The organism is Delftia sp. WY8, from assembly GCF_018437695.1.
GTDB classification, from domain to species: Bacteria; Pseudomonadota; Gammaproteobacteria; order Burkholderiales; family Burkholderiaceae_C; genus Comamonas; species Comamonas tsuruhatensis.
Genome location: NZ_CP049795.1, coordinates 1,105,216 through 1,125,675 on the forward strand (window position 1 = coordinate 1,105,216; position 20,460 = coordinate 1,125,675).

Annotated in this window: 15 protein-coding genes; 6 read left to right on the top strand and 9 right to left on the bottom strand. The window is 68.1% G+C overall.

The annotated features are described in order from the left end of the window. Positions 1-104 precede the first annotated feature (104 nt). The gene (locus G4D77_RS04955) at positions 105-2,276 is read right to left on the bottom strand and encodes an acetate--CoA ligase family protein (RefSeq protein WP_154834746.1); all 2,172 of its coding nucleotides are present in this window, start codon (positions 2,274-2,276) and stop codon (positions 105-107) included. A gap of 164 nt (positions 2,277-2,440) precedes the next feature. Then, complete coding sequence (locus tag G4D77_RS04960) at positions 2,441-3,283, bottom strand: p-hydroxycinnamoyl CoA hydratase/lyase (RefSeq protein WP_061287666.1); 843 nt, start codon at positions 3,281-3,283, stop codon at positions 2,441-2,443. A 265-nt stretch (positions 3,284-3,548) separates the two neighbouring features. On the opposite strand from G4D77_RS04960, the gene bfr reads away from it, so the two are divergent. Beyond that, the gene (gene bfr, locus G4D77_RS04965; protein WP_016445182.1) at positions 3,549-4,025 is read left to right on the top strand and encodes a bacterioferritin; all 477 of its coding nucleotides are present in this window, start codon (positions 3,549-3,551) and stop codon (positions 4,023-4,025) included. Between the two features lie 312 nt (positions 4,026-4,337). Here bfr and ilvD read toward each other — a convergent pair whose 3' ends face one another. Continuing rightward, on the bottom strand, positions 4,338-6,197 hold the full coding sequence (gene ilvD, locus G4D77_RS04970; RefSeq protein ID WP_016445181.1) for a dihydroxy-acid dehydratase: 1,860 nt from the start codon (positions 6,195-6,197) through the stop codon (positions 4,338-4,340). A 189-nt stretch (positions 6,198-6,386) separates the two neighbouring features. Then, the gene (locus G4D77_RS04975; RefSeq protein WP_016445180.1) at positions 6,387-6,629 is read right to left on the bottom strand and encodes a TIGR04438 family Trp-rich protein; all 243 of its coding nucleotides are present in this window, start codon (positions 6,627-6,629) and stop codon (positions 6,387-6,389) included. Positions 6,630-6,736: 107 nt separating this feature from the next. Here G4D77_RS04975 and G4D77_RS04980 point away from each other — a divergent pair, with 107 nt between their 5' ends. Then, positions 6,737-7,042: a c-type cytochrome gene (locus G4D77_RS04980; protein ID WP_047327118.1), complete on the top strand. Its 306-nt coding sequence runs from the start codon at positions 6,737-6,739 to the stop codon at positions 7,040-7,042. Positions 7,043-7,148: 106 nt separating this feature from the next. Here G4D77_RS04980 and G4D77_RS04985 read toward each other — a convergent pair whose 3' ends face one another. Together G4D77_RS04985 and acs are read right to left on the bottom strand one after the other, a co-directional pair. Further along, positions 7,149-7,631, bottom strand: coding sequence for a hypothetical protein (locus G4D77_RS04985; protein WP_016445178.1), 483 nt, complete (start codon positions 7,629-7,631; stop codon positions 7,149-7,151). A 175-nt stretch (positions 7,632-7,806) separates the two neighbouring features. Then, entirely contained in the window at positions 7,807-9,807 is a 2,001-nt protein-coding gene (gene acs, locus G4D77_RS04990; protein WP_074922968.1) for an acetate--CoA ligase, read from the bottom strand. 231 nt (positions 9,808-10,038) lie between these two features. Between acs and G4D77_RS04995 the strand changes: the two genes are divergently transcribed. The 4 genes from G4D77_RS04995 (at position 10,039) to proX (ending at position 15,019) form a co-directional block, all read left to right on the top strand. Continuing rightward, positions 10,039-10,647, top strand: coding sequence for a TIGR00645 family protein (locus G4D77_RS04995; protein ID WP_016445176.1), 609 nt, complete (start codon positions 10,039-10,041; stop codon positions 10,645-10,647). 696 nt (positions 10,648-11,343) lie between these two features. Then, positions 11,344-12,666 carry a glycine betaine/L-proline ABC transporter ATP-binding protein ProV gene (gene proV, locus G4D77_RS05000; protein WP_154836389.1) on the top strand — a complete coding sequence of 441 codons (1,323 nt, stop codon included), beginning with the start codon at positions 11,344-11,346 and terminating at the stop codon, positions 12,664-12,666. Continuing rightward, the gene (gene proW / locus G4D77_RS05005; RefSeq protein ID WP_154834748.1) at positions 12,663-13,862 is read left to right on the top strand and encodes a glycine betaine/L-proline ABC transporter permease ProW; all 1,200 of its coding nucleotides are present in this window, start codon (positions 12,663-12,665) and stop codon (positions 13,860-13,862) included. Before proV ends, proW begins: the two co-directional genes overlap by 4 nt. Before the next feature lie 110 nt (positions 13,863-13,972). Beyond that, positions 13,973-15,019, top strand: coding sequence for a glycine betaine/L-proline ABC transporter substrate-binding protein ProX (proX, locus tag G4D77_RS05010; RefSeq protein WP_061287668.1), 1,047 nt, complete (start codon positions 13,973-13,975; stop codon positions 15,017-15,019). Positions 15,020-15,063: 44 nt separating this feature from the next. Here proX and G4D77_RS05015 read toward each other — a convergent pair whose 3' ends face one another. The 3 genes from G4D77_RS05015 to ptsP are packed head-to-tail and all read right to left on the bottom strand — an operon-like array spanning position 15,064 to position 20,347. After that, complete coding sequence (locus tag G4D77_RS05015; RefSeq protein ID WP_154834749.1) at positions 15,064-16,818, bottom strand: PTS fructose transporter subunit IIC; 1,755 nt, start codon at positions 16,816-16,818, stop codon at positions 15,064-15,066. A 23-nt stretch (positions 16,819-16,841) separates the two neighbouring features. Continuing rightward, a complete protein-coding gene (locus G4D77_RS05020) occupies positions 16,842-17,807 on the bottom strand; it encodes a 1-phosphofructokinase family hexose kinase (protein ID WP_154834750.1) in 966 nt (321 codons plus the stop codon). Continuing rightward, a complete protein-coding gene (ptsP, locus tag G4D77_RS05025; RefSeq protein ID WP_154834751.1) occupies positions 17,804-20,347 on the bottom strand; it encodes a phosphoenolpyruvate--protein phosphotransferase in 2,544 nt (847 codons plus the stop codon). The genes G4D77_RS05020 and ptsP overlap by 4 nt, the downstream gene beginning before the upstream one ends. Positions 20,348-20,460: the final 113 nt, after the last annotated feature.

Here is a 20,460-nt window from a genome sequence, read left to right on the forward strand (position 1 = left end):
AGACCTCCTGTGGAGGAAGGGAAAGCGGAAAAAAGAAAGCGGGAAAGCGAGACAGGGCTGCGCATGAAAAGGGCCGGCGCACCGCGCCGGCCCTTGCGCGGGCATCAGCCCGCGCTGTGCTCGACCAGCATCAGCGCATCGAGCGCCACCACGCCCTGCCCTTCGGGCAGCACGATGACCGGGTTGAGGTCGATCTCGCGGATGGCCGGCGTGCCGCGCAGCACCTGGCCCAGGCGCACGATGAGTTCGGCCAGCGCCTGGCGGTCCAGCGCCGGGGCGCCACGGTAGCCGTGCAGCAGCGGCGCGCCCTGCAGGCGGTCCAGCTCGCGCAGCACCTCGCTGGTGGACAGGTCGGCGTCCAGCAGGCGCGCGTCGCGCATGATCTCGGCCGTCACGCCGCCCAGGCCCGCCAGGATCACGGGGCCCCACTGCGGATCGTTGCGCGCGCCGATGATCATCTCCAGGCCACGCCGGCCCATGGCCTCGACCAGCACGCCGTCCAGCGCAATGGCGCTGTCATAGGCGGCCACATTCGCATGCAGCCGGCTCCAGGCCTCGCCCATGGCCTGCGCATCGGCAATGTTCAGGATCACGCCGCCTGCATCGCTCTTGTGGCTGAGGTCGGCCGACTGCGCCTTGAGCGCCACGGGCCAGCCGATCTCCGCCGCAATCGCCACGGCCTGCTCGGCCGAGGTGGCCAGGCGGCCCTTCGCAAACGGCACGCCGGCCTGGGCCAGCACGGCCTTGGATTCGTACTCGGGCACCACCGTGCGGCCTGCGGGCAGAGCCAGTGCGACGGGCTGGGCATCGGTGCACTCGAAACTGCGCTCGCTGAAGGCGGTCAGGCGCTGCACGGCGCGCAGGGCACGCTCGGTGCTGGGGAAATACGGCACGCCCAGCGCACGCATCTCGGCGATGAACTCGGCAGGCACGGCCGCGCCCTCGTCCAGGCCCGCCACGATGACGGGCTTGGCCGGCCGCAGCTCGCGCACGGCGCGCAGCACGGGCGGCATCTTGATGCCGCAGGTCACCGGGTCGCCCTGGATAAGGCCGACGATGATGGTGGAAAAGCGCGCATCGCCAAACAGCGCATCCAGCGTGCGGAAATACAGGTCCGGCTCGACCAGGCCCTGGGCCGTGAGGTCCAGCGGGTTGCTCACGCCCACGAACTCGGGCAGCGCAGCCCGCAGCGCGGGCGAGTCGTCGTCGCCGATGGCGGGCAGCGCCAGGCCCAGCTCCTCGGCCCAGTCCAGCGTCAACGCCTTGAAGGCACCGGACTCGCCCAGCACGGCAACTCCAGCTGCAGCTGCTGCACCGGCTGCACCAGCCGATGGCAGCACCGGGCAGCGGATGGCGATCTCGGCGATGTCGCCCAGCTCCTCCAGCGTCTCGGCAAACACGGCGCCTGCGCGTTCCAGCTTGGTGCGCATCAGCGCATAGTCGCCGGCCATGGCGCCGGTGTGCGTGGCGGCCGAGGCGCGCGCCGCGCTGCTCTTGCCCGGATGCAGCAGCACCACCGACTTGCCCAGGCTGCGCGCACGGGCCACGGTGGCCAGAATGCGCCCGGGCTGGCGGAACTGCTCGACGATCATGGCGACCACGCGCGTGGAAGGCTGCTCCAGCAGGAAGTCCACATAGTCCTCGGCATGGCTGGCGGCCTCGTTGCCCGTGGAGATGGCGTGCGACAGCGGCAGCGCGCGGCTGGCCAGCGTGGTGCACAGCACGGTCATCATGGCGCCGCTTTGCGAGACCACGCCAATGGCGGGCCGCGCGGCATCGACCTGCTGCGCGTCGATATTCACCTCGACAAAGGTCAGCGGCACGCGCTGCAGGTAGTTGATGCAGCCCAGGCAGTTGGGGCCCTCCACCACCATGCCGGCCTCGGCGGCGATGCGTGCGATCTCGCGCTGCTCGGCCATGCCGCGCTCGCCTGCCTCGGCAAAGCCGGCCGAGAAAATCACCACCGCGCCCACGCGCCGCGCCGCCAGCGCGCGCACCGTGTCCAGCACAAAGGGCTGGGGGATGGCCAGCACGGCCACGTCAACGCCCTCGGGCAGCTGGTCCACCGAAGCCAGGCAGGCCCGGCCGGCGATCTCGCTGCGCTTGGGATTGATCAGGTGGATGTCGCCAGCGAAGCCGTTGCGCTCCAGATTGCCCAGCACCGATGCGCCCAGCGCACCCGGCGTGGCCGAGGCGCCGACAATGGCGATGGAACGCGGCCTCAGCAGCCTGCCGATGTCGGGCCGCACGGCGGCCGCCTTCTCTGTCGTTGTCATTCTTGTCTCCAATGATTAAAGCTGGGAGGCCTACCGCGCGTGGTGGACGCTGCCCAAGCGAGGGACACCGAGGAAGGGCCTAAGCCGGCCGCGCCGCCCCGCACTGAGGGTGTCGTCCCCCTCCCTCGCGAAGCGAGTTAGAGAGGGGGAAGGCGCGAAGCGCCTCAGGGGGTGACTTGCTTGCTCAAGTCGTAGGTTCCGAGACCTGGCTTGTAGGTCTTGTCGTCCAGGAACTGGCGCATGCCTTCCTTGCGGCCTTCGTTGTCGAAGCTGTTGGCGGCTTCCTGGGCACGCACCAGATAGTCCTCGGCGTTGTCGTAGCTCATGTCGCGCACGCGGCGGATGGCGTCCTTGGTGGCCTTCAGGGCGATGGGGTTCTTCTGCAGCAGGGCCTCGGCCACTTCGGTGACGCGGGCCTGCAGGCGGTCGGCCGGCAGGGATTCGTTGACCAGGCCCCACTCGGCCGCCGTGCGGCCGTCGATGTTCTCGCCGAGCATGGCGTGGTACATGGCGCGGCGAAAGGACAGCAGCTCCACCGCCACCTTGGAGGCGCCGCCGCCGGGCAGGATGCCCCAGTTGATTTCGGACAGGCCGAACTTGGCGTCATCCGAGGCAAAGGCCAGGTCGCAGGCGAACAGCGGGCCGTAGCCGCCGCCGAAGCACCAGCCGTTGACCATGGCGATGGTCGGCTTCTGGAACCAGCGCAGGCGGCGCCACCAGCCATAGCTCTCGCGCTGGGCCTTGCGGGTGCCGGCCAGGCCCGTGGCCTCGGTCTCGCGGAAGTATTCCTTCAGGTCCATGCCGGCAGTCCAGGCCGTGCCCTCACCGGCCAGAACGACCACGCCCACGTCGTCACGGAACTCCAGGTCGTCGAGCACGCGCATCATCTGGCGGTTGAGCTGGGGGCTCATGGCATTGCGCTTTTCGGGGCGGTTGAATTTCACCCAGGCCACGCGGCCTGTGACGGTGCAGGACACGGTCTGTTCTTCGGTACGTTCGGTGCTCATTGCGCTTCCTTGTGCAAAAGGGAAATGGGAGGTTGGACACCGATGCTTCGGATCCATAATCGTTATGATAAATAACTATTATTCGACATAGCAATACAGCGTTTACCCTAGGCCCCGCCTCCACCCAGACCGGTGGCGATGCGAATGCTTCTGCGTCGCGCATGCATGCAATGCGCGGCCCGCGGGGAATTGCGGCAGGCGTTTTGGCCGATCCGGGGGTTCACGCGATACTTGCGGTGTTCAACACAGTCAGGAGAAGAAGAACATGCAAGGCCAGCCAGAAGTCATCGAATGCCTCATAGAGCTGCTGCGCGGCGAACTTTCCGCACGCGACCAGTACTTCATCCACTCGCGCCAGTACGAGGACCAGGGCCTGCTGCGCCTGTTCGAGCGCATCGGCCATGAGATGGAAGAGGAAACCCAGCACGCCGACGCCATCCTGCGCCGCATCCTGTTCCTGGGCGGCCGCCCCGACATGCGCCCGCATGAGTTCACGCCCGGCGAGACCGTAGAAGAGATGCTGCGCAAGGACCTGGCCACCGAATACCGCGTGCGTGACAGCCTGCGCTCGGCCATGGCCCTGTGCGAGCGCCACGGCGACTACAACAGCCGCGACCTGCTGCTGGCCCAGCTGCGCGACACCGAAGAAGACCACGCCTACTGGCTGGAGAAGCAACTGGGCCTGATCGAGAAGATCGGCCTGCCCAACTACCTGCAAAGCAAGATGGGCGAACCGGCCTGAATGAAGCTCCCCCTGAGGCGCTTCGCGCCTTCTCCCTCTCTCGCTTCGCGGGAGGGGGACGACAGCCTCGCGGCGGGGCGGCCCTTGCTCGCTGTCCCTTGTTTTGGCCGCGCCAGTTTTTCAGGCACTTCCCATAAATGAGAGTGGGCTGTTTGCTCCACGATGAAACGGCAAGCCGGTCGCCCCACGATGAAACAAGAGCCCTCAAGGGCCTGAGAGAAGAGAAAAGAAAAGGGATGGAAAGCCGCAAGGCCTTCCATCCCTTTTCATTTCCATCGGGTGCGCACCGCCGGGCGGCGGTGCAGCCCGGTGTCAGTCGTCCAGCAGCGACAGGTCGCGCACGGCGCCCTTGTCGGCCGACATCACCAGCTTGGCATAGGCCTTGAGCGCGGCCGAGACCTTGCGCGGGCGCGGCTGGGCGGGCTTCCAGCCCTTGGCATCCTGCTCGGCGCGGCGGCGGGCCAGTTCCTCGTCGGAGACCAGCACGTTGATGCTGCGGTTGGGAATGTCGATGCGGATGCGGTCGCCGTTCTTCACCAGACCGATGGCGCCGCCAGCGGCAGCTTCGGGAGAGCAGTGGCCGATGGACAGGCCCGAGGTGCCGCCCGAGAAGCGCCCGTCCGTCAGCAGCGCGCAGGCCTTGCCCAGGCCCTTGGACTTGATGTAGCTGGTCGGGTACAGCATTTCCTGCATGCCGGGGCCGCCCTTGGGGCCTTCGTAGCGCACGATGACGATGTCACCGGCCTTGACCTTGTCGTCCAGGATGTTCTGCACGGCCTCGTCCTGCGACTCGGTCACGTGGGCCGTGCCCTCGAACACATGGATGCTTTCGTCCACGCCGGCCGACTTGACCACGCAGCCGTCCAGGGCGATGTTGCCCGTCAGCACGGCCAGGCCGCCCTCCTTGGAGAAGGCGTGCTCGTAGGACCGGATGCAGCCTTCGGCACGGTCCAGGTCCAGGCTGGGCCAGCGCGTGTTCTGGCTGAAGGCCACCTGGGTGGGGATGCCGGCCGGTCCTGCCAGGTAGAAGTGCCGCACGGCTTCGTCCTGGGTGGTGGTGATGTCCCACTGCGCCAGGCCTTCGCCCAGGGTCTTGGCGTGCACGGTGGGCACGTCGGTGTGCAGCTTTCCGGCGCGAGCCAGCTCGCCCAGGATGGCGAAGATGCCGCCGGCGCGGTGCACATCCTCGATGTGGTACTTCTGCGTGTTGGGCGCGACCTTGCACAGCTGGGGCACCTGGCGCGAGAGGCGGTCGATGTCGGCCATGGTGAAGTCGATCTCGGCTTCACGGGCAATGGCCAGCAGGTGCAGGATGGTGTTGGTGGAGCCGCCCATGGCGATGTCCAGCGTCATCGCGTTCTCGAAGGCCTTGAAGCCCACCGAGCGCGGCAGCACGGATGCGTCTTCCTGCTCGTAGTACTCGCGGGCCAGCTCGACGATGCGGCGGCCGGCGCGCTTGAACAGTTCCTCGCGGTCGGCATGCGTGGCCAACACCGTGCCGTTGCCGGGCAGGGACAGGCCCAGGGCCTCGGTCAGGCAGTTCATGGAGTTGGCGGTGAACATGCCCGAGCACGAACCGCAGGTGGGGCAGGCCGAGCGCTCGACCTGGGCGACCTGCTCATCGGTGTAGTTGGAGTCGGCCGCGATCACCATGGCATCGACCAGGTCCAGCTTCTTGAACTCCAGCGTGTGCGTGGTGGGATTGGCCAGCTTGGTCTTGCCCGCTTCCATGGGGCCGCCCGAGACGAAGATCACGGGAATGTTCAGCCGCATGGCGGCCATCAGCATGCCGGGGGTGATCTTGTCGCAGTTGGAGATGCACACCAGCGCGTCGGCGCAGTGGGCGTTGACCATGTACTCCACCGAGTCCGCGATGATGTCGCGGCTGGGCAGCGAGTACAACATGCCGTCGTGGCCCATGGCGATGCCGTCGTCCACGGCGATGGTGTTGAATTCCTTGGCCACGCCGCCTGCGGCCTCGATCTCGCGCGCCACCAGCTGGCCCAGGTCCTTGAGGTGGACGTGGCCGGGCACGAACTGCGTGAAGGAATTGGCGATGGCGATGATGGGCTTGTCGAAGTCGCCATCCTTCATGCCGGTGGCACGCCACAGGGCGCGCGCACCAGCCATGTTGCGGCCGCCGGTGGAAGTCTTGGAACGGTATGCGGGCATGGGCAATCCAGTTGTCTGTCGTCTCGGTCCGTCCCTGGTCCTGTGGGGAAGGCCAGGGTCTGGGCGAAGATTATGGCGCAGCACCCGCCGCACCGCTGGGGCGCAGGAATGCCCCGGCCGGCGTGGACCGCCCCTTTGCAGACCCCAGGCATCGCCTGCGACGAAGCCTGCTGCGCAATTCAGATCCGATCAGCGGCGCGAACGCGTGCCCGTACCCATGGCTTCCTTGTTCTTTTCGATGCGCTTCAGGCGCCGCTGCTCGATCTTGTCGGCCGCGCGCCGCTTGGTGTAGCCCGACATGTCCGCCCAGGCCCACCAGGCCGCCGTCAAGCCATAGGCGCCCAGGATGACGTACCACGACCAGGTGGCGACAGGTTCGATATCGGCCAGCTTGAGCAGGGTGAGCAGGACCGCAATTCCCAACAGATACATCACTTCTCCTTCGCCACAAAGCGCTTCACACGAGGTAACGCATCACGCATGCGCGCCCACTACAATGGTTCGCATAATTATTCCCGACAACACCCCAGGAACTCATGATGAAGCAGACATTGATTGCATTTGCCCTGACCGTCGCCGTCGTGGCCCCCGCCATGGCCGACCAGGCACTTGCCACCTCCAAGAACTGCATGGCATGCCACGCAGTGGACAAGAAGCTGGTGGGCCCCTCCTACAAGGATGTGGCCGCCAAGTACGCCGGCCAGAAGGACGCCGTGGACAAGCTGGCAGGCAAGATCATGAAGGGCGGCAGCGGCGTCTGGGGCCCGGTTCCCATGCCCGCCAACCCCCAGGTCAACGAAGCCGATGCCAAGAAGCTGGCCGCCTGGGTGATGTCGCTGAAGTAGGCTCCGCCTTTCCTTCGGGGCCCCGCCTCAGGGCCCGCAAAAAAACCGCGCAACGCAAGTCGCGCGGTTTTTTCATGGTCCGCCGGTGAATCCGGGCCCGGCCCCCTTACCTGTAGTCCGCAGCGCCCGTGCCGGGCTGCTGGTGCAGGCGTACCTGCTGCTCCAGCTGCCCCACATAGGCGGCCGTGCTGTTGTCCGACTCCTGGGCGCGCTGCACCAGATGGGCCTCCAGCGCATCCAGCCGCGCCATCAGCACCTCCTTGTCACGCGCATGCAGGTCTTCCAGCACGGTGCGCAGCTCGGTGAAGCGCGAGGCCTCGGCCTTGTCGGCCAGGTCGCGCTGGGCCTGCATTTCCTTGGCGTGTCGGCGCGCCTCCATCAGCACCGAGCCCTGCAGCCACAGCACATAGGCGACGAAGAACACGCCCAGCAGGCAGGTCAGCGCCAGCATCAGCACGCCCAGCGGCGCCTGGACATCGGTGACGCCCAGTGACACGACGGATGGCGCGGCCAGCGTGTTCCAGTTGAATGCCGCCAGCAGCGCAATCAGGGCCACGGTGATCAGCAGCGACAGGGTTCTCAGATTCATGGTGAAAGGCCTCCCTCGGCAGTGGTGAAAGCAACAGCTTCGGTTGTACCGCAACCATCATGCCTGAGCTGTCGGCCCACACAAAATAGGACTGCAAGACAGGGCGCCGCCCGCAGTCCGGCCAAGAAAAAACCGGAGCCAGGGCTCCGGTTCTTCACGGCGGTCGTGTCGGACCTCAGTTCGTCTCGGCCAGTTGGTCGAGGATGGCCGGGTTCTCCAGCGTGCTCGTGTCCTGCGTGATGGCCTCGCCCTTGGCAATCGAGCGCAGCAGGCGGCGCATGATCTTGCCGCTGCGCGTCTTGGGCAGGTTGTCGCCGAAGCGGATGTCCTTGGGCTTGGCGATGGGGCCGATTTCCTTGGCCACCCAGTCGCGCAGCTCCTTGGCGATCTGCTTGGCTTCCTCGCCCGTGGGGCGTGCCCGCTTCAGTACCACGAAGGCGCAGATGGCCTCGCCGGTCAGGTCGTCGGGGCGGCCCACGACGGCGGCCTCGGCCACCAGATCCGTCTTGGCGACCAAGGCCGATTCGATCTCCATCGTGCCCATGCGGTGGCCGGAGACATTGAGCACGTCGTCGATGCGGCCGGTGATGCGGAAGTAGCCCCGGTCCTCGCTGCGCACGGCGCCGTCGCCTGCCAGATAGGTCTGCCCGCCTAGTTCGGCCGGGAAATAGCTCTTCTTGAAGCGCTCGGGGTCGCCCCAGATGGTGCGGATCATGCTGGGCCAGGGCTTGGTGACCACCAGCAGGCCGCCTGCGCCGTTGGGCAGTTCGTGGCCGGTCTCGTCGACGATGGCGGCCATGATGCCCGGCAGCGGCAGCGTGCACGAACCCGGCACCAGCGGCGTGGCGCCAGGCATGGGTGCGATCACGTGGCCGCCGTTCTCGGTCTGCCAGAAGGTGTCCACGATGGGGCAGCGCTCGCCGCCCACATGCTTGTGGTACCACATCCAGGCCTCGGGATTGATGGGCTCGCCCACGCTGCCCAGCAGGCGCAGGCTGGACAGGTTCCAGTTCTTCGGATGCACGGCGGCATCGCTGTCGGCGGCCTTGATCAGCGAGCGGATGGCCGTGGGCGCCGTGTAGAAGATGGTGCAGCCGTGGCGCTCGATCATCTGCCAGAAGCGGCCCGCATTGGGGAAGGTGGGCACGCCCTCGAACACGATCTGCGTGGCGCCAGCGGCCAGCGGGCCGTAGGCCACGTAGGTGTGGCCCGTGATCCAGCCGATGTCGGCCGTGCACCAGAACACGTCGCTGGGCTTGAGGTCGAAGGTCCACTCCATGGTCTGCTTGGCCCACAGCACGTAGCCGCCCGTGCAGTGCTGCACGCCCTTGGGCTTACCGGTGGAGCCGCTGGTGTAGAGGATGAACAGCGGGTGCTCGGAATCCACGGCCACGGGCGCGCACTCCGTGCTCTGGCCGGCCAGGATCTCGCTGAAGGTCTTGTCGCGGCCCGCCGTCATGGCACAGGCCGTGGCCGTGCGCTCGTAGACGAAGACATGGCGCACGGCCTCGCAGCCGCCCAGCGCCAGCGCATCGTCCACGATGGCCTTGAGCGGCAGTTCCTTGCCGCCGCGCATCTGGTAGTTGGCGGTGATCACGGCCACGGCGCCCACGTCGACGATGCGTTCCTGCACCGCCTTGGCCGAGAAGCCGCCGAACACCACGCTGTGCGTGGCGCCGATGCGCGCGCAGGCCTGCATGGCCACCACGCCCTCGATGGTCATGGGCATGTAGATCAGGACGCGATCACCCTTTTGCACGCCCTGGGCCTTGAGCGCGTTGGCGAACTGCGAGACGCGCTCCAGCAGCTCGCGGTAGCTGACCTTGGTGACCTCGCCGCCATCGGCCTCGAAGATGATGGCCGTCTTGTGCTCGACGGCCGTGCCCATGTGCTTGTCCAGGCAGTTGGCGCTGGCATTGAGTTCGCCATCGGCGAACCAGCGGAAGAAGGGGGGATTGCTGTCGTCCAGCACCTGGGTGAAGGGCTTGGACCAGACCACGTTCTCGCGCGCCAGGCGGGCCCAGAAGCCCTGGTAGTCGTTCTCTGCCTCGGCGCACAGCGCCTTGTACTGCTCCATGCCGGAGATGCGGGCCTTGGCGGCAAAGTCTGCCGGCGGCGGGAAGACCCGGTTCTCCACCAGTACCGATTCAATGGGGGATGCTGTTGCGGTGCTCATGCTTGCTTGTCTCCTGGGCTGGCCAAATAAAAATTGTGGTGTGACTGTCGGGGGCCGGTCTTACATGCCACTGACTGAAACACCCTTGGGCGCGTCTACCTGGGGATTCCCCGCAGTTCCTGGCTGTCACCGGCAATGGCCTGTTTCGCCGCTAAAATCGCGCGCCCGTTTTCCACGGCCATTGTCCCCTCCCATCCACGCCCCCACGCAAGACAAGCGCGACCGACCACCATGGCCCGCCAGCAAAACTCCAACCGAGCCCCCGGCTCCCCCCTGCGTCCCCTGCCCTCCCTGATCTTCGCCAGCCGCTGGCTGCAGCTGCCGCTGTACCTGGGCCTGATCGCCGCCCAGGGCGTCTATGTCTGGCACTTCCTGCTGGAGCTGTGGCACCTGATCGAGGCCGCCTTCGGCAACCAGGAAGCGCTGCAGGCGCTGATCACCAGCATCGGCTACAAGCACGATGCGCCCATCGGCGCGCTCAACGAAACCATCATCATGCTGGTGGTGCTGGCGCTGATCGACGTGGTGATGATCTCCAACCTGCTGATCATGGTCATCGTGGGCGGCTACGAAACCTTCGTCAGCCGCCTGGGCCTGGACAGCCACCCCGACCAGCCCGAGTGGCTGGGCCATGTGAACGCCTCCATCCTCAAGGTCAAGCTGGCCCTGTCCATCATCGGTATCAGCTCCATCCACCTGCTCAAGACCTTCATCAACGCAGGCAGCTACGACGTCAAGGTGCTGATGTGGCAGACCATCATCCACGTCACCTTCCTGGCCAGCGCCCTGGCCATCGCCTACACCGACAAGCTGATCAACAGCACGGCCGGCAACCACTGAGCCGGCGACATCCCACACCGAAGCCCCGCAGCGCCAGCCGCTGCGGGGCTTTTTTCATGGGCGGGCGCAGGCACGCTTTTTGCCGCAGATCGGGCCTGAAGCTTTCCTCAAGCTGACGCTTGACCGATTTTATTCATCGATGACAGCATATGCCTTGTGAATCATGATCTCTATGCTCTCATTAAGTGAGCAAATACTGACCGAATTGCAGCCCTCAAGGGCTTGAAACAGCCCGAAACAGGCCTTTTCCGGCTCATGCGTTTTGACGCAGTAAAACCTGTTTTATATAATTTCGGCTTCTTTACAACCTGCCAAGCAGGTCATCGGCACCGTCTTCACGGCCTGCCGATCCCTCCGGCGGATCGTTGTGCTCCCGGCACAGCCCCGTCAACCGGGCCGAAACTCGGTCCTGATGTTGTGGGGCATCGCGCTGGCTGATCTTCAGCCACGATGCCCGCCTGAGACACCGCGCGCGCTTGCCGCCGGCTGCTCTCGACCTCTGGCTCTTGCGCACCGCTTCGCGTGCCATCCGAGCCGTCTCGGGTGCTTTCGCACCTGTTTGAATTCCAGCAACGGGGGACGGCCGTCCCCTGCAGCGAACGGCATCAGGGCTTCATTTTTGGCTTGCGCGCCAGCGTCTTCGCCCGTCGAGGACGCTGGACTGTGTTCCATCTCACCCAAAAGGAGAACGCCACAGTGGCCAAGCAGATCATCATCGATCATGTGTTCAAGGTTTTCGGGGACGACCCCAGGACCGCACTCGAGCTCGTCCAACAAGGCCTGAGCAAACAGGAGATCCTGGAGCGCACGGGCCAGTCCATCGGCGTGTTCGACGCCGACTTCACCATCGAGGCCGGCGAGATCTTCGTCGTCATGGGCCTGTCGGGCTCGGGCAAGTCCACCCTGGTGCGCATGCTCAACCGCCTGATCGAGCCCACGGCCGGGCGCATCGTGGTCGATGGCCAGGACATCAATGCCCTGAGCGAGCGCGATCTGCGCGCGCTGCGCCGCAAGGACATCTCCATGGTGTTCCAGTCCTTTGCGCTGATGCCGCACATGACGGTGCTGGACAACACGGCCTTCGGCCTGGAGCTGGCCGGCGCCGACAAGGCCGAGCGCCAGAAGCAGGCCCAGGCCGCGCTGGAGCAGGTGGGCCTGGGCGCCTGGGGCGCAAGCTATCCCGACGAGCTGTCGGGCGGCATGCAGCAGCGCGTGGGCCTGGCCCGGGCGCTGGCGTCCGATCCGTCCATCCTGCTGATGGACGAGGCCTTCTCGGCCCTGGACCCCATCATCCGCACCGAGATGCAGTCCGAGCTGCTGCGCCTGCAGCAGATCCAGCGCCGCACCATCGTCTTCATCTCGCATGACCTGGACGAGGCCATGCGCATCGGCGACCGCATCGCCATCATGAAGGACGGCCAGGTGATCCAGGTCGGCACGCCCGACGAGATCCTGCGCAGCCCCGCCGACGACTATGTGCGCAGCTTCGTGCGCGGCGTGGACGCGGCCTCGGTCTTCAAGGCCGGGGACATTGCGCGCCAGGCCCTGACCGTGGTGTCGGAGCACAGCGACCGCGGCTGCCGCGCCGCCCAGCGCCTGCTGGAAGACTCCGACCGCGACTACGCCTATGTGGTCAACGCGCGCCGCCGCTTCCTGGGCGTGGTGTCCTCGCAATCGCTGCGCGACGCACTGCATGGCCGCCCCGGCATGCTGGGCTTGAGCCACGCCTTTCTGCCCAACGTGGAGCCGCTGTCCGCAGGCACGCCGGTGGCCGAGCTGTTCGGCCCCGTGGCCGCTGCGCCCTGCGCGCTGCCGGTGACCAGCGACGACGGCCAGTTCATGGGCGTGGTCAGCCGCACCACCATGCTGCGCTTCCTGGACCGCGACACGCCGCCCGTGCCGCCGCCGCAGGAGATCGTGCCGCCCGTCACGCTCAACCCGCATTTCCCGGCCTCCAACGCCCCCACCGTCGCGCCGACCGTGGAGCCGATCGAACAACAACAAGGAGATGCCGCATGAGCGACGCCAACAACAGCCTGAACCCGAACACCGCCGCTGCCGCCACCGATCCCTGGGCCGATGCGAGCGCAGCCCCTGCTTCCACCGACTCCCCAGCCTCTGCAGCCTCTACAAGCGCCGATCCCTGGGCCACCGCCGCCACGCCGGCACCCGATGCCCCGGCCGATCCCTGGGGCGCCGCCAGCGGCGGTGATGCTGCAGGCGGTGACTGGCTGGGCGCCTCGGCCGGCTCGGGCGTTCCCGAAGACGCCCATGCCAGCCTCTGGCACCAACTGACCACGGACGGCCTGCCCGTGCAGGGCTGGATCAACAGCGGCCTGGAATGGGTGGTCCACCATTTCCGCCCCTTCTTCCAGGCCGTGCGCACGCCCATCGACGGCACGCTGTCGGGCATCACCGATGCCATGCTGGCCCTGCCCTGGCCGCTGCTGATCCTGATCCTGACCCTGGTGGCCTGGCAGTTCGCGGGCCGCGCCATGGCCATTGGCGCCGCCGTTTCGCTGGTGGTCGTCGCCATGCTGGGCATCTGGCCCGAGGCCATGGTGACGCTGTCGCTGGTGCTGACCTCGCTGGTGTTCTGCATGGTCATCGGGCTGCCCGTGGGCATCCTGCTGGCCTCCAGCGACCGTGCCCAGCGCTGGACGCGGCCGCTGCTCGACGCCATGCAGACCACGCCGGCCTTCGTCTACCTGGTGCCCGTGGTGATGCTGTTCGGCATCGGCAACGTGCCCGGCGTGATCGTGACCATCATCTTCGCGCTGCCGCCGCTGATCCGCCTGACCAACCTGGGTATCCGCCAGGTGCGCCCCGACCTGATCGAGGCCAGCCGCGCGTACGGCGCCTCGCCCTGGCAGCTGCTGTGGAAGGTGCAGCTGCCGCTGGCCATGCCGTCCATCATGGCCGGCGTGAACCAGGCGCTGATGCTGTCGCTGTCGATGGTGGTGATCGCCTCCATGATCGCCGTGGGCGGCCTGGGCCAGATGGTGCTGCGCGGCATCGGCCGCCTGGACATGGGCCTGGCCACCGTGGGCGGCCTGGGCATCGTGCTGCTGGCCATCGTGCTGGACCGCATCACCCAGGCCATGGGACAGACCACCCGTGGCGGCGCGCGCTGGTGGCACAGCGGCCCCGCCGGCTGCATTGCCCGCCTGCTGGGCGCCGGCAGCAAGCCAGTTCATCGCGGCAGCACCAGCTGAACGCCTTGCCTGCGGCGCGGACGGGCCTTCTGCCGCGCCGCCTTCCCGAAAAACGGCCAGCCCCGCTGGCCGCCCGCTCCCCTTTCATCACACAACGGAGGAACCCGAGGATGATCCAAGCCCTGAACCCCAACCGACTGCAGGCCAACGCACTGCGCCACTGGCTGCGCGCCGGCGCCATCGCCACAGGCATTGCGCTGGCCTGCGCCAGCGCATGGTCGGCCGACGAACAGCCCGGAAAGGGCGTGAAGGTGTTGCCACTGAAGAGCTCCATCGCCGAAGAGAGCTTCCAGACCCTCATCGTCATGAAGGCCCTGGAGAAGCTGGGCTACGACGTGCAGCCCTTCCAGGAGGTCGAGTACCCCACGGCCCACGTGGCGATTGCCAATGGCGATGCCACTTTCCTGGCCACGCATTGGAACCCGCTGCACGCCGACTACTACAAGAACGCGGGCGGCGACGCCAAGCTGTTCCGCAAGGGCGTGTACTCGGACAACGCCGCCCAGGGCTACCTGATGGACAAGAAGACGGCCGACCAATACAAGATCACCAACCTCGGCCAGCTCAAGGACCCCAAGATCGCCAAGCTGTTCGACTCGGACGGCGACGGCAAGGCCGACCTCACCGGCTGCACGCCGGGCTGGGGCTGCGAGGCCGTGATCGAGCACCACCTGACGGCCTACAAGCTGCGCGACACCGTGACCCACAAGCAGGGCACCTACTCGGCGCTGATCGCCGACACCATCTCGCGCTACAAGGCCGGCAAGCCCATCCTCTACTACACCTGGACGCCCTACTGGGTGAGCAACGTGCTCAAGCCCGGCAAGGACGTGGTGTGGCTGGAGGTGCCGTTCTCCTCGCTGCCCGGCGAGCAGGCCAAGCTGGACACCAAGCTGCCCAACGGCAAGAACTACGGCTTCGTGGTGAACAAGCAGCAGATCATCGCCAACAAGGCCTTCACCGACAAGCATCCCGATGCCGCCAAGTTGTTCGAACTGATGCAGGTCCCCGTGGGTGACATCAGCGCACAGAACCACATGATGAGCCAGGGCCAGAGCAAGCCTTCGGACATCAACCGCCATGTGGACGGCTGGATCAAGGCCCACCAGAAGACCTTCGACGGCTGGCTGGAACAGGCCCGCGCCGCAGCCCGCTGAACGCTGCGGGGGAGCCGCGCCAGGCGCTCCCCCGGCTTCCTGCTTCAAAGGCCCGCTTCGGCGGGCCTTTTGAACATGCGCAGGGCGATGGCCGTGACCACCACGCCTGCCACCAGCGCCACCGCATACATGGCTACATGGGTCACGGCATTGGGAATGGGCGCGACGAAGATGCCGCCATGCGGCACCTTCAGTTCCACCCCCGCCAGCATGGACACGGCACCGGCCACGGCCGAGCCCAGTACCAGGGCCGGGATCGTGCGCAGCGGATCGCGGGCCGCATAGGGAATGGCCCCCTCGGTGACAAAGGCCAGGCCCAGCACGCCGGCCGAGGCGGCGCTGCCGCGCTCCTCGCGCGTGAAGCGGTCGGCAAACAGGCGCGTGGCCAGGGCCAGCCCCAGCGGCGGCGTCATGCCGGCGATCATGGCTGCAGCCATGGGCGTGTAGACCTGGCTGGCGATCATTCCCGTGGAAAACGCATAGGCGGCCTTGTTCACCGGCCCGCCCATGTCAAAGGCCATCATCGCGCCCAGCAACAGGCCCAGCAGCAAGGCACTGGCGCCCTGCATGCCGCGCAGCCAGGCGCTCAGCCACTGCAGCAGCTCGGCCACGGGCGCACCGACCAGATAGAACATCAGCAGCCCCGTGAACAGGCTGCCCAGCACGGGCAGGATGAGCATGGGCAGCAGGCCCTTGAGCGCCTGCGGCAGCCGGATGTGCGCCGCCATGAAGGCCACGCCGTAGCCTGCAATGAAGCCGGCCGCAATGCCGCCGATGAATCCCGCCCCCATGCTGGACGCGATCATCCCGCCGATCATGCCCGGCGCAATGCCGGGCCGGTCGGCAATGGAATAGGCGATATAGCCGGCCAGCGCCGGCACCATCAGCGCAAAGCCGCCCTTGGCGCCGATCTGGAACAGCGTCCATCCCAGCGTGCCCTGGTGGGCATCGTCATGGACATAGATGCCGCCCAGCGCAAAGGCCATGGCGATCAGAATGCCGCCCGCCGTGACGAAGGGCAGCATGAAGGACACGCCGGTCATCAGGTGGCGATAGGCACCACCCTGGGTCCGGGCCGGCGTGGGCGCGGCGCCGCCTGCCGCAGCAGCGCCCACGGCGACACCATGCACGGCGGCTTCGGCCAGCGCCTTGGCGATCAGCCCCGAGCCGTCGCGTATGGCCGGCTTGGTGCCGCTGCGCAGCAGCGGCTTGCCCGCGAAGCGCGAAAGATCGACCTCGCGGTCGGCGGCGATGATGACCAGGTCGGCCTCGGCAATCTCCTGCGGCGTCAGCGCATCGAGCGCGCCCACCGAGCCTTGCGTCTCCACGCGCATGGCGTGGCCCAGCGCAGCCGCGCCGCGCTGCAGCCCCTCGGCCGCCATGAAGGTATGGGCGATGCCCGTGGGGCAGGAGGTGACGGCCACGATCCGCTTGCCCGTGCGCTTGCCCAGGCTCTCGCCCATGCGCTGTGCTGCGGGACTGGCGGCAGCGCAGCGTGCAAGCACGCCGGCCGGATCATCAAGCGCCTCGCGCAGGCTGCAGCGCTCGACGGTGGCCTGCACGAAGCGGGAGGCATCGGCGGCGGTATCTGCATCGTCATGGGTGCCGGCATCCCCCACGATCAGCAATTGCCCGGCCTGCGCGGCCGCATCGGCCGCATGCGGCCCGATCACGCCGCCGCTGGCGCGCACTTCCACAGCCAAGGGACGCTGTCCGGCCGCATGGCGCAGGGCTTCGGCGGCCAGCAGCGCTTCGGCGTCGTGCCCGGCGGCTGCGATCACCACAAAAAGAGGGTTCATGAGAGCTCCTGAAGAATGGGGGATCAGGGCCACTGGCATGGCTCCAGCAGCACGCTGGCAGCCAGGGCCTGGACGCGGTTGGCATCGACTTCGCGCGCGGGCGCGGCCTGCAGCCAGGCCAGCGCGCTGGCCGTGGACAGGCGTGCGGTGTCCGCCAGATCCAGTCCGCGCAGTCGCGCGGCCACCATGCCCGCGACCATGGCATCGCCCGCGCCCACGGAGCTGCCGCGTGCCCGCTGCGGCGGCCGCGCGATCACCGCGCCTTGCGCGGTGGCGAACAGCGCGCCCTCCTCGCCCATGGACACCACGGCCAATCCCAGCCCCCTGTCCAGCAGGCGGCGCGCGGCGGCCAGCAGCGCGTCGCGGCCGTCCAGGCGCTGGCCTGTGGCGGCCTGCAACTCCTCCCGGTTGGGCTTGATGGCCCAGGGCATGGCCGCATGGGGGGCCGTGGCCAGGGCGGCGGCCAGGGGGGCCTCGCTGGTGTCCAGCAGCACGTCGGCACCGGCGGCCACGGCCTGGGCCTGGAGCCGGGCCCAACTGTCCGCAGGCAGGCCGGCCGGCAGGCTGCCCGACAGCACCACGGCCAGGCCGGGCCGCAGATACCGGGCCAGCGTGGACATGACGGTGTCCAGATGCGCTTCGGCCAAGGCCAGGCCCGGCAGGTTGATGTCCGTGGTCTGGCGTCCGCCGTCGGCCACCAGCTTGATGTTGGTGCGCGTCTGGCCCGGCACGCGCAGGCAGGCGTCGGCAATGCCGCGCTGCGCGAACAAGGCCTCGAACATGCCGGCGTTGTCACTGCCCAGCACGCCCAGCGCGGCCGTGGGAGCGCCCAGGCCCGCCAAGGCGGCGGCAACATTGATGCCCTTGCCGCCCGGCGCCTGCACGCTGCCCAATGCGCGCTGCACCTGGCCGGGCAGCAGCGCATCCAGGGTCACAAGCTGGTCTATGGCCGGGTTCAGGGTCACGGTGATGGCTTGCGGGGCGTTCATGCCGTCACCTCCTTGGCCAGTGCCCGCACCTGCGCGGCATCCTCGCAGCCGAGCGCCCTGTCTGCGAGCGCCTGCAACTGCCGCAGGCTGGCCGCACGCAAGCCGGCCTTGACACCAGCGATGTCGTTGGGGGTCATGGACAGCTCGCCCACCCCCAGCCCGGCCAGCAGCAGCGCACCGAACGGGTCGCCGGCCAGTCCGCCGCAGACGCCCACGGGGCGCGCGCAGGTGGCAGCGCCCTGCACGGTGGCGCGCACCATCCGCAGCACGGCCGGATGCAGGCTGTCCGCCTCGGCCGCCAGTTGCGGGTTCTGGCGGTCCATGGCCAGCACGTACTGGGTCAGGTCGTTGGTGCCTATGGAGAAGAAATCGGCATGGCGGGCCAGTGCGTCGGCCTGCACGGCGGCAGCGGGCACCTCGATCATGATGCCCAGCGGCAGGACCGGGGCGTCCAGTTCGGCGCGCAGCCGCTCGCAGGCCGCGCGCAGCGCCAGCAGTTCCTGCACGCTGGTGACCATGGGAAACATCACGGACAGCCTTGCGCCATCGCGGGCCGCCCGGTACAGGGCGCGCATCTGGGGCTCCAGCAGGTCGGGGCGGCGCAGCAGCAGCCGCGCGCCGCGCACGCCCAGGAAGGGGTTGTCCTCGCGCGGCAACTCCAGGTGGGCGACCTGCTTGTCGCCGCCGATGTCCAGCGCGCGAACGATCAGCGGCCGGCCCTCCAGCGCCTGCGCCATGGCGCGGTAGGTTTCGTACTGCTCGTCCTCGCCGGGCGTGCTGCCGCGCTCCAGGAACAGGAATTCCGTGCGCATCAGGCCCACGCCCTCGGCGCCCTGGGACAGGGCCAGCGGCACCTGCCCGGGCAGGTTGACGTTGGCGCAGACTTCGATGCGCACGCCATCGGTGGTGATGGCAGGCAGGCTGCGCTGCGCGGACACGCGTTCCTGCAGTGCCTGCTGCTCGGCCATGTGGGCACGCGCCGAAGCCAGGTCCTGCTCCGAGGGATCAAGGTAGATGCGGCCGTTGGCGCCATCGACGATGGCCAGGGCCCCATCGGCCATGCCCAGCACGCCGCCGCCTGCCGCCACGGCGGCCGGCAGCCCCAGCGTGCGCGCAAGTATGGCCGTGTGCGAGGTGGGACTGCCCTGCGCCGTGACCAGCGCGGCCACGCGCGCCGTGTCCAGCTGGGCGGTTTCCGAGGGCGAAAGATCGGCCGCGACCAGGATGCAGCCGCCTTCCGGCAGGCCATCCGGCCCCGCCGCTGCCAGCGAGGGCTGCAGTTGCACCAGCACGCGCCGGCCCACGTCGCGCAGGTCGGCGGCACGCGCGGCCAGCGCGGGGTTGTCCAGCGCCTGGAGACGGGCAGCGCCCTCCTCCACGGCCTGGTCCCAGGCCCAGGCCACGCCGTGGCCCTGGACCATGAACTGGCAGGCGCGCGTGAGGAGACCGGTGTCGCCCAGCCACTCGGCCTGCGCGCTGAAGATGGCCGCATCGCCTTCGCCCAGGCGGCGGCGGGTGTCGTCATGCAGGGCGCGCAGCTGGCCCTGTGTCTCGGCCAGCGCCGCATGCAGCCGCGCACCGCCCACGCTGAGCGGCTCGGGCAGGTCGGGGATCTCGGCGGCCTCCACACGCCACTGGTGGATGCGGGCCACGGCCAGCCCCGGGCTGGCGCCCAGGCCCACAAAGGCAGGCCGCGCCAGCGGCGGCAGCCAGCCCGTGGCGGGCGATTCGGCCGCCTTGCGCGCAGCGGCGTCGGCATCGGCACGTTCCTGGGCCACCAGGGCCTGGGCCACGGCGCACAGGCGCTGGACCGCGGCCCTGGCGTCGAGCCCCTCTGCCGAGACGGTGACCTTGTCGCCTTCGCGCAGTCCCAGCTGCAGCAGGCTGGCCATCTGCCGCGCATCGGCCACCTCGCCGCCATGGCGCACCTGCATGCGCGAGGCAAAGCCGCGCGCCGCCTCCGCCCAGCGCGTGGCAGGCCGTGCATGCAGGCCGTTGGGATAGGCAATGGTCCATTCGCACGCCTCGGCCAGGTCCACTGCCGCCGGGCGGGCGGCAGGCGGCGCCGGGTCCGTCTGCCCCTGGAGTGCATCGATGACCTGCTGCGCATCGCCGGTGGTGAACAGCGCCTGCAGCCGGGGTGTCTGCAGCAGGCCGGCCAGGCGGCGCAGCAAGGTGATGTGGGCATCGGAGCGTGCCGCCACCGCCACGACCAGATGCACGTTCTGGCCGGCATTCCAATCCAGGCCCTCGCGCACCTGGAGCACGGCCACCGCGTCGCGCAGCACCAGGGCCCGGTCTTCGGCGCGGCCGTGGGGAATGGCCACGCCGTGGCCCAGAAAGGTTTCGGCCTGGGCCTCGCGCGCCTGCATGCCGGCGGCATAGCCAGGGGCCACGCAGCCGCTGTCCTGGAGCAGCCGGGCGGCCTGGTCAATGGCGTCGGCCTTGTCGCGCACCCTGGCGCCCAGGCGCACGGCGATCTGCAGGCCCGCAGAAGCGGTGGGGGCAACCGCCGGGAGGGATGAATGGGCATTGTTCATGGCGCGGATTGTGGGAACGTTCCCAACCATCAGTCAATCTGCACTGCAACATAACCTGGCCACCATCCGGCCATACCACGGCATTTCTTTGGAGTTATCCTCTGCGGCACATC